The sequence below is a fragment of the Cellulomonas sp. A375-1 genome (assembly GCF_001040865.1).
GTDB classification, from domain to species: domain Bacteria; phylum Actinomycetota; class Actinomycetes; order Actinomycetales; family Cellulomonadaceae; genus Cellulomonas; species Cellulomonas gelida.
The window spans coordinates 9705-18835 of sequence record NZ_LFKW01000144.1 but is presented as its reverse complement, the minus strand read 5'-3'; the positions used below and the strand labels follow the sequence as shown (position 1 = coordinate 18835).

Sequence of the window (9131 nt, the reverse complement as noted above, 5' to 3'; positions counted from 1 at the left end):
CCCCCCCGCCTCGTCGGCGGTGCGCACCGCGTCGACGAGCTCGGCCTCGGTCGTCGTCTCGACGTAGCGGCCGACAGGTCCGCCGACGCCGAGCGTCGTGAGGTCAGCGAGGCGGGGTGTGGTGCCGACGGTCATGCGTCCAGGCTACGGGCGGTCGACGGGCGCAGGCGCCTCGTCGGCCACGTGCGGCTCGTGCCGACGCAGCGGCGCTGCCGCACCCGCGACGAAGATGCCCAGCGCGACGGGCACGAGGATCACCAGCAGCGCGTGCCGGTAGCCGACGTGCTGCGCGAGGAGGCCGAGCAGCGGCGGACCCGCGAGGAACGCCGAGTAGCCGATGGTCGACACGACGCTCACGCGTGCGGCGGCGCGCAGCGGGTCGTCGGCCGCGGCGCTCATCCCGACGGGGAACCCGAGCGCGGCGCCCGCGCCCCAGGCGACGATGCCGACCAGCGCGAGCCACATCGTCGGCGCCAGGCCGAACAGCGCGAGCCCGACGAGCGAGAGCACCGCGCACAGGCGCAGGACGAACACGCGCCCGTAGCGGTCGAGCAGCGCGGTGCCGAACCAGCGCATCGTCGTCATCGCCGCGAGGAAGACGCCCAGCGCCACGGCACCCACGGCGTGCGGAGTCTCGAAGCCGTCGACGACCGCGAGGCTCACCCAGTCGTTCGCCGAACCCTCGGTCAGCGCGGCGGCCAGCACCACGAGGCCGATCAGGAGCGTGCGCGGCTCGAACCAGGCCGCGAGCGCGCGGCGGGCCCGGCCCGCCCCGGACGGCGCCTCGAGCGCGTCGGCGACCTCGCTCGTCGCGACGACGGGCTCGGCGAGGAACAGGCGCACCGACAGCACCACCGCGACGCTCGACAGCACGAGGACCACAGGCAGGTGCACGACCACCGGCACGTGCAGCCACGCCGCCACCGCAGCGACACCGGCGGCCGCAACCGTGCCCAGCGAGAAGCCGGCGTGGTACCGCGGCATCACGGTCTTGCCGAGCCGCTGCTCGACGACCGCGCCCTCGACGTTCATGGCGGCGTCCCACACACCCGTGCCGACGCCGTACACCACGAGACCGAGGGCGGTGAGCGCGATCGACCCTGCCGCGACGCCGACCGCCGCGAGCGTCAGGCCGCCCGCGTTGAGGAACGCGGAGTACAGCACGGTCCGACGCGCGCCGAGGTGCTCGATGATCGTCCCCGACAGCGGCAGCGCGACGAGCGAACCGACGGACCCGACGAGCAGCAGCAGGCCCATGCGGCCCGCCGAGAGCTCGAGCCCGTCGCGGACGGCGGGCAGACGCGACGCCCAGCTCGCGAAGTTGAAGCCGCTGAGGAAGAAGACCGCGAAGACCGCGAACGACGCGGCACGCACCGGGTCGTGCGGGGTCCGCAGGCGCACGCCGCCCTCCCTGACGTCATCGGCCGAAGTGCTGCTCACGGTACGCGAACCCTCTCGTCGTCGGTGCTGAGGTCGACCGCGGCCACGGGTGCGGCGGTCGCGAGGATCAGGTGCTCGTCGGGCGACGGCCCCGTGACCGGTGTCGTGCCGGCGGGGACCTCACGCTCGGTGCGGTGCGCGAAGCACACGCTCGCGACCATGGTCACCGCGATCAGCATGAGCGCGTGCCGCGCCCCCATCGACTGCGCGGCCAGGCCGAGCAGCGGCGGGGCGGCGATCGAGGCCACGGACGAGAACGACGAGATGACCGCGACGCGCCCGGCGGCGCGCACGGGGTCGTCGGAGGCCGCGGCGATGCCGATCGGCACCGCGAGCGCGGCACCGAAGCCCCATGCGACGACGCCCAGCGACGCGAGCTCGAACGACGGCGCGAGGCCGAAGAGCAGCAGGCCCAGGATCGAGACGACGCCCGAGACGCGCAGCACGAGCACGCGCCCGTACCGGTCGATCAGCCTGGTGCCGACCAGGCGCACCACGGTCATCGCCGCGACGTACAGCGCGAGCACCACGCCGCCGACGGCCTCGGTCCGCCCGAAGCCGTCGACCACGGCGATCGAGAGCCAGTCGTTGGCCGAGCCCTCGGAGAACGCGGCGGCCATGACGACGACGCCGATGAGCAGCGTGCGGGGCTCGCGCCAGGCGTCGAGCGCGCTGCCGACACGGCGTCGTCCCGCGGCCCGACGCGTGCGGCGATCGGTGCGCGCGTCGGCGGCCGTGACCTCGACCGTCAGCACGCGAGCGTCGGACGGTCCGGGCGGCAGCACGACGCCGCGCAGCGACGCGAGCCGCCACACGACGGCCACCACGGCGACGGCGCCGAAGTGCACGGCCGGCGAGACGCCCGAGCGGGACGCGAGCGCGCCGAGGCCCGAGCCCACGACGGCGCCGATCGAGTACGCGGCGTGGAACTGCGGGATCACCGTGCGGGACATCGCGCGTTCGATGCGCGCGGACTCGACGTTGAGCGGGACGTTGCCGAGCGCGATCGAGACGCCGTTGAGGAACACTCCGACGCACAGCAGCCACACCGACCCGAGCGCAGGGCCGACACCCATGAGCACGTACGCGAGCGCGAGCGCGGCGGTCGAGGCCACCACTGCGGCGCGGCTCCCCCATCGCTGCACGACGATCCCCGCGACGGTGACCGTCAGGAGCGCGCCCACCGAACCGACCAGCAGCACGCCCCCGAGTGCCGAGGGGGTCAGGTCGAGCGCGTCGCGGACGGCGGGCAGCCGGGCCAGCCAGCTCGAGAAGACGATGCCCTGCAGGCCGAACAGGCCGAGCAGCAGCAGGCGTGCGCGCGCGACGACCACACCGGACCGGGGGTCGTCGGCAAGGGTGCGGGCGACGAGGGCGTGGTCGTCGCGGGCGCGCTGGGTCACGGTGCTGCTCCGGGCCGGGTCTCGGGTGCGTGTGGGTCAGGGTGCGGATCCGGCCGCGTCGGTGCTTCGTCGGACCGAGCCCGGGGCTCTGTCGGATCGAGTCCGAACGGTGTCGAATCGATTCGAGGCCAGCGCTGGAGACGTGGTCGAATCGATTTGAGGATCGCCGACCATTCTGCGGGTACGCTGACCGCTGCGTCAACCGACGCGGTCCGGCACCCGCCGAGGCCTCGTCGGAACCGCTCCCGACGATCGTCCGCGGCCGTCGGCACGTGCCCGAGTCGCCAGCCCGGAGGTGCCCGCTGTCGTCCCAGCGCCCGACCCTCGCCAACGTCGCCGCCGCGGCCGGAGTCTCGGTCTCGACGGCCTCGCTCGCGTTCTCCGGCGCGGGCCCGATCGCCTCGGCGACCCGCGAGCGCGTGCTCTCGGCGGCCGCTGACCTCGGCTACCTCGGCCCCAACCCGCTCGGCCGCCAGCTCCGCAGCGGCCGCTCGGGCATCGTCGGCGTCGTCGTCGGCGACGCGCTGCGCCGCTCGTTCCGTGACCCGGTCGCGATCCAGGTCCTCGACGGCCTCGTCGGCACGCTCGGCGAGATGGGCCTCGGCGTCCTGCTCATCCCCGGCCCCAGCGACCCCGCCGAGCCGCCCGTCGACCCGCTCGTGCTCTCCGCGGGCATGGACGTGGCCGTGCTCCTGTGGGGTTCGGGCGCGCACGACCCCGTGCTGGACGCACTGCGGCGCCGGGGCGTCCCGACCGTCGTCGTCGAGGGCGTCCCCGAGGCCGACGTCGCGACCGTCGGCCTCGACGACCGCCGCGGCATGACCGAGCTCGTGCGCCACCTGCAGTCACTCGGCCACGAGTCGTTCGGGTGCGTCACGCTCGCGTTCGACCGGCACCGGGGCGACGGCTTCGTCGCGCCCGAGCGCTGGCACGAGGTCGTCTGGCAGGTCACGCGTCGGCGGCTCGACGGCGTGCTCGACGCGGGCATCACGCCGGTCGCCGTCTACGAGACGCCGGCCTCGCTCGTCGAGCACGGCAAGACCGCCGGCTTCGCGATCCTGTCCCGGCCCGACCGCCCGACGGCGGTCGTGTGCCAGTCCGACCTGCTGGCCTCCGGCGTGGTCCTGGCCGCGCGCGAGCTCGGGCTGCGCGTGCCCGAGGACGTGTCCGTCGCCGGGTTCGACGGGCTCGACCTGCCGTGGCTCGCACCCGACGTCCTCACGTCCGTCGCGCAGCCGCTCGCCGAGAAGGGCGCGACGGTCGGGCGCGCGGTCGCGAGCCTGCTCGCGGGCGACATGCCCGAGCCGGTCGTGCTCCCGGTCGCCCTGCAGCAGGGCACGACGACGGGCCCCGCACCGCGCTGAACGGGCCTGTCGCCCCGCTCGTCACCGGCGCCGGACGGCCAGGGGCCGGTGCAGACGTCTGGTGTCAGCCGAGGCGGACGACGGCCTGGGCCTTGCCCAGGACACGCTGCCCGTCGAGCGTCACCGCGAGGTCGATGCGCGCGGTGCCCGCGGCCTCGTCCAGCGCGCCGACGGTCGCGACCACATCGATGGTCGCGTCACCCGGGTCCGGCACGGGGATCGGACGCGTGAAGCGCACCTGGTAGTCGACGACGCGCCCGGGGTCACCCGCCCACTCCGCGACCGGCCCGACGGCGGCGCCCATCGTCCACATGCCGTGCGCGATGACGTCGGGCAGCCCGACCGAGCGCGCGACGCGCTCGTTCCAGTGGATCGGGTTGAAGTCGCCCGAGGCGGCGGCGTACCGGACGAGCCGGGCACGGTCGACGACGACCTGCGCCCGCGCGACCTCCTGGCCGACCTCGAGCTCGGCGAGCTGCGGCGCCATCATGACTCCTCCGGACGGACCGCCAGCGTCGAGACGACGGTCGCGACGGCCTCGCCGTCCTCCGCCGAGATCTCGGCGCGCGTCGTGATCATCGCCAGCCCCGCGCGCTCGACGATCGAGTCGACGTGCAGCACCGTGACGAGGCGGTCACCCGCGTGGATCGGGCGGTGGTGCGTGAAGCGCTCGTCGGCGTGCACGACGCGCGAGAAGTCGATCCCGGCGGCGGGGTCCTCGAACAACTGCGCCTCGGCGCGCTGCGCGACGACGACCGCGAAGGTCGGCGGCGCGATCACGTCGGGGTACCCCAAAGCGAGCGCCGCCTCCGTGTCGGTGTGAGCGGGGTGCTGTGCCCCTACCGCGGCCGCGAAGGACCGCAGGTGCTCACGACCGACCTCGAAGACGGCGTTCGGTGCGTACTCGCGCCCGGCGTACCCGGTGTCGACCGGCATCGCCAGGGTCAGCGGGTCTCGCGGTGCAGCGTGTGGCGGTTCTCACGCGGGCAGAACTTCTTCATCTCGAGACGGTCGGGGTCGTTCCGACGGTTCTTCTTCGTGATGTAGTTGCGCTCCTTGCACTCGGTGCAAGCGAGCGTGATCTTCGGACGGACGTCCGAGCTCTTGCTGGCCATGGTCTTGCCACCTCTCGCGCCGTGCGGCGCATGCGATCTATTCGGTCACCTCGCGGTGCCCGGTGGGTCATGGGCGGTCTGACGTGCGCCCTGCTGCTGCACGTGCGCTGCGGGGTCGCGGCGTCGAGCCGGAGCCGCAGCACGGTGAGCACGCACACCGTGACCGTCGGCCACGCCGTCGACGCGCTCCGCGCACAGACCGTCGACAAGGATAGCGCAACGAGCCGACCCTCCCACACTCACGCCTCGTCGGGAGAGCCCCGCCCGATGGCAGCCGCCCCGCGCCGCGGCGTGGGCACCCGGCCCGCAAGCGCTGCCACCGCCGTGGTCGCCGCGACGACGACGACAAGCCCCGCAGCGGTCGCGCCGTCGACCACGTAGAGGCTGCCCAGCGCGAGGTACGCCTGCTCGACGAGCAGTGCCACCACGCTCCCGGCTACCCCCGCGACGAGCATCGTGAGCGCCGCGCGGCTGCCCGCCAGACGGCGCAAGGTCGTCGGACCTGCGCCCAGGCGCCGCAATCGCCGCTCGCTGGCCGCCGCGGCAGGCGACAGCGTGACTGCGAGCAGGACGGCGACCAGGCTCAGGATCCCGCCCGCGAGCGCTGCGCGTGACGTCAGCCGCTCGGTCGCCGGGACGACGACCAGCACCGAGCTGTCCGCCGAGAGCAGTGTCAGCGTCGCGGTCGGCGCCGCGCGCAGGATCGCCGAGTGCGTGCCGCTCGGGTCGTCCATCGGGGCGGCGACGTAGATGTCCGAGCCGGCGGGCGTGCTCAGCGCCTGCGTGTGGGGGTCCACCGTGCGCACCTGCACGTGGCCGCCCATGAACGAGGGTGGCTCCTCGAACGGCGCCGTCACGAGCTCACCCGGGGCGTAGGTCCGGCCGTCGACGCAGGCGCCGTCGGCTGCCTGCACGTCCCCGAACACGACCCCCAGGGCCGTGCACGTCCCCCAGACGACGCCCTCGTCGTCCCCCACCGCCTCGAGCACCGCCCCGGCGCCCACGGCATCCACGAGAGCTCGCGCGTCGGGCGTCGCCGACCCCGCGACCGACGCCGACCACACGGCACCGGCCGCGCCCGGCGTGGTTCCAGCGAGGACCTGCAGCACCGCGAAGGTCACGGCGAGCACGGTCGCGACGGCGGTCATGGCGAACGTCGCGACGACGAGTGGCGTCGGTGCGTGGGCGAGCTGACGCCACGCCAGCAGCACGTCGAGCCGCCGCCACTGCAGACGGCCCGACCACCGACGGACGCACGACCCGACGCCGAGCGCCGTGCCGAGCACGAGCGCCGCCGAGCCCACGAGAAACGCCAGCGACGACGCTCCACCCGCCATCCGCTGGTCGGCGGTGAGCCACCGCACGGCCGTCATCCCGACGAGGAGCAGCGCGCCCGCCGCCGCCGCGGTCGGGGCCCAGCGCGCTCGTGAACCGCCGACCTCGCGCACGGTCTGGTACGCCGCGCTCCGCTCCGCCCGGGACCACAGCGCGGCCCACGCCGTGATCCCGGCCACGGTGCCCCCGAACGCGACGACCGCCAGCACGACGGTCATAGGCACGCTCGTCGGGAAGAACGCGAGGCCCAGCAAGCCTGTGCGGGCCAGACCGACCACCAGCGCCGTCCCAAGGGCGGCACCGCACGCGGCAGCTGGCAGGCACGCGCGTGCGACGTACGCGCGGATGAGCTCACGGACCTGCGGCGTGGAAGCGCCGACGAGCCGGAGCCTGGCCGCGTGAGTCCGCACCTGGTCGGCGTGCGACTGCGCGCACGCGGCGAGCACCACGAGCGCCGGCAGACCCCACAGCAACGTCAGCACGAGCTGGGACTGACGCACCGGGAGGAGCCCGAGCGTGTCGACGTCCGTCGCGCCCCAGCCCACGCCTGAGTACAGGCCGCCAGGGTCCGCTACGCCGACGACCGCGCGCAGCTGGTCCGGCGACACCAGCGCATCCTGCGCCAGCACGCCGACGACCGCGCCCGGGACGCGCCCGGCGAGCCGCGGGTCCGCCTCGAGCGCGGCCGCGAGGGCGGGCGAGACGTACGCCTCGCCCGCCCTCGGGAAGTGGTCCACTCCCGGCGGCACGGGTGCCCGCTGCGGCGCGTCGGCGTGCAGCAGGAGCACGCTCAGCGCGCGTTCGTCGTCGATCGACAGGACCTGGTCCCAGACGAACAGCGGTTCGACGTCCGACGACCGTTGCGCGCTCACCGTCGACCACCGGCTCGGCATGGCACCCAGCGCGACGAGCAGGTGCGCCAGGACCACGAGCGCGAGCGCCACCGACGCGGTCCCGACCCACAGCACCCGTGCACGCCGCCCGCGACTGTCGCGAACCATCGCGACAGCGAGGTCGCGGCTCCAGGAGTCGCTCAGCACGACGCCGCGCCGAACAGCTGCTCCGCCGACGGCAGCCCACCAGTCGGCGGACCGACCCGGCCGTCGTGCACCTCGAGGACCCGGTCCGTCAGCGTCGCGAGCGAGCGGTCGTGCGTGACCATGACGAGGCTCGCCCCGACCGCGCGCGTCGCTGCGAGCAGCACCTCCAGCACCGCACGTGCGTTGACGGAGTCGAGCGCGCCTGTCGGCTCGTCCGCGAAGACCACCGCGGGCGCGTGGGCGACGGCGCGGGCGACCGCTGCCCGTTGCGCCTGGCCGCCTGAGACCTCGCCCGGGCGACGGCCGGCAGCATCGGCGACCCCGAGCTCGTCGAGCAGGCGTGACGCCCGCGCCCTCGCATCGCGCCGCGACGCGCCGGCAAGGCGCAGGGGCAGCTCGACGTTCTCCGCGAGTGTCAGCTCCGCCATCAGGTCCCCGCCCTGGAAGACGAACCCGAACTCACGCAGCCGCAGCTGCGCCAGGTCCTCGACGCGCAGGCCCGCTAAGTCGGACCCGGAGTACTGCACCGCTCCCGCACTCGGGCGCTCCAGACCCGCGAGGCAGAGCAGGAGCGTCGACTTGCCCGCGCCACTCGGCCCGACGAGCGCGACAGCCTCCCCAGACGAGACCGACATGCTCGCGCCGGACAACGCGGGCGTCGCGCCGAAGCGAACCACCACGTCGTCGGCAACCAGGAGCGCGCCCACCGTCAGCGGTACGCCTTCGCGGAGTTCGTGCAGTTGTCGGGGAGCAGCGACCCGCGGTCCCGGCACAGGTGGAGCTGACCCGACTGCGCCGGGTCGGCGCCCCCCGTGGTCTTGTAGCTCAAGTACGTCCTCGTATTGGCGCCACCCTTCCAGTAGGTGGCCGCCGACCAGCTGTAGCCGTCGACCTTCGACTGGATCTTGACGCTGTTCCCATCCTCCTTCGTGTCGCCGAGGTACCCGGCCCAGTTCCAGCCGCTCCACTTGCCGCTCTTGCAGGCCGAGGTGCACGGCCACGGGTCGAAGCTCTGCGTGATGCTGCTGAAAGAAGCTCCGGTCGTGGAGAAGGAGGGGAGCGTGCCGGCGAACGCGGTGGTGGCACCACCGAGGATCAGCGCACTCGCCAGGGTCGCGCCGGTCAGGGACTTCCTCATCGATGAGGCCATTCTGTGTCGTCGTCTGGATGTACGAGAGTTCCCGGGCGCGGTCGACGAGCATGCCCGGAGTCCGGGGGCACTCCACGCACAATGGCCACAGACAAGCCACCGTTGGCGCGGCGCCGCGGCCGCACCAAGCACTTCGCCCCCTGACTTCGGGCCCGCCACGACTCCGAGCCCTGCCGCACCATTGCGGCCATGCGGGTCGAATCCAACCAGCCCTCCGCATATCGGCACAAGCACGCCACCGCGGGCAACTTGGGACGCGCGCAGTCCGGGCCTCACTCCAGGCC

9 protein-coding genes are annotated in these 9131 nt (G+C 74.1%); 1 reads left to right on the top strand and 8 read right to left on the bottom strand.

What is annotated here, in order from left to right; genetic code table 11:
* Positions 1 to 144 precede the first annotated feature (144 nt).
* Together CWIS_RS15535 and CWIS_RS15530 are read right to left on the bottom strand one after the other, a co-directional pair.
* Positions 145 to 1440: an MFS transporter gene (locus tag CWIS_RS15535; RefSeq protein ID WP_369796594.1), complete on the bottom strand. Its 1296-nt coding sequence runs from the start codon at positions 1438 to 1440 to the stop codon at positions 145 to 147.
* Positions 1437 to 2843, bottom strand: a complete 1407-nt coding sequence (locus CWIS_RS15530) for an MFS transporter (protein ID WP_231583938.1) — start codon at positions 2841 to 2843, stop codon at positions 1437 to 1439. The genes CWIS_RS15535 and CWIS_RS15530 overlap by 4 nt, the downstream gene beginning before the upstream one ends.
* A gap of 272 nt (positions 2844 to 3115) precedes the next feature.
* Between CWIS_RS15530 and CWIS_RS15525 the strand changes: the two genes are divergently transcribed.
* Positions 3116 to 4207 carry a LacI family DNA-binding transcriptional regulator gene (locus CWIS_RS15525; protein ID WP_229747356.1) on the top strand — a complete coding sequence of 364 codons (1092 nt, stop codon included), beginning with the start codon at positions 3116 to 3118 and terminating at the stop codon, positions 4205 to 4207.
* 64 nt (positions 4208 to 4271) lie between these two features.
* Here CWIS_RS15525 and CWIS_RS15520 read toward each other — a convergent pair whose 3' ends face one another.
* The 6 genes from CWIS_RS15520 to CWIS_RS19605 form a co-directional block, all read right to left on the bottom strand.
* A complete protein-coding gene (locus CWIS_RS15520; protein ID WP_082156526.1) occupies positions 4272 to 4694 on the bottom strand; it encodes a MaoC family dehydratase in 423 nt (140 codons plus the stop codon).
* Positions 4694 to 5143, bottom strand: a complete 450-nt coding sequence (locus CWIS_RS15515; RefSeq protein WP_048344238.1) for a MaoC family dehydratase N-terminal domain-containing protein — start codon at positions 5141 to 5143, stop codon at positions 4694 to 4696. The genes CWIS_RS15520 and CWIS_RS15515 overlap by 1 nt, the downstream gene beginning before the upstream one ends.
* A gap of 8 nt (positions 5144 to 5151) precedes the next feature.
* Complete coding sequence (gene rpmG / locus CWIS_RS15510) at positions 5152 to 5322, bottom strand: 50S ribosomal protein L33 (protein WP_013882814.1); 171 nt, start codon at positions 5320 to 5322, stop codon at positions 5152 to 5154.
* A 239-nt stretch (positions 5323 to 5561) separates the two neighbouring features.
* Positions 5562 to 7625, bottom strand: a complete 2064-nt coding sequence (locus tag CWIS_RS15505) for a hypothetical protein (RefSeq protein WP_197080869.1) — start codon at positions 7623 to 7625, stop codon at positions 5562 to 5564.
* A gap of 65 nt (positions 7626 to 7690) precedes the next feature.
* Positions 7691 to 8332, bottom strand: coding sequence for an ABC transporter ATP-binding protein (locus CWIS_RS19610; RefSeq protein WP_141371739.1), 642 nt, complete (start codon positions 8330 to 8332; stop codon positions 7691 to 7693).
* A gap of 74 nt (positions 8333 to 8406) precedes the next feature.
* Positions 8407 to 8835: a hypothetical protein gene (locus tag CWIS_RS19605; RefSeq protein ID WP_048344236.1), complete on the bottom strand. Its 429-nt coding sequence runs from the start codon at positions 8833 to 8835 to the stop codon at positions 8407 to 8409.
* Positions 8836 to 9131: the final 296 nt, after the last annotated feature.

Excerpts from the sequence above, each read along its gene's own strand:
- CWIS_RS15520 (WP_082156526.1), bottom strand. The coding sequence starts at position 4,694 with ATGGCGCCGCAGCTCGCCGAGCTCGAGGTCGGCCAGGAGGTCGCGCGG.
- CWIS_RS15515 (WP_048344238.1), bottom strand. The coding sequence starts at position 5,143 with ATGCCGGTCGACACCGGGTACGCCGGGCGCGAGTACGCACCGAACGCC.
- rpmG (WP_013882814.1), bottom strand. The coding sequence starts at position 5,322 with ATGGCCAGCAAGAGCTCGGACGTCCGTCCGAAGATCACGCTCGCTTGC.
- CWIS_RS19610 (WP_141371739.1), bottom strand. The coding sequence starts at position 8,332 with ATGTCGGTCTCGTCTGGGGAGGCTGTCGCGCTCGTCGGGCCGAGTGGC.
- CWIS_RS19605 (WP_048344236.1), bottom strand. The coding sequence starts at position 8,835 with ATGAGGAAGTCCCTGACCGGCGCGACCCTGGCGAGTGCGCTGATCCTC.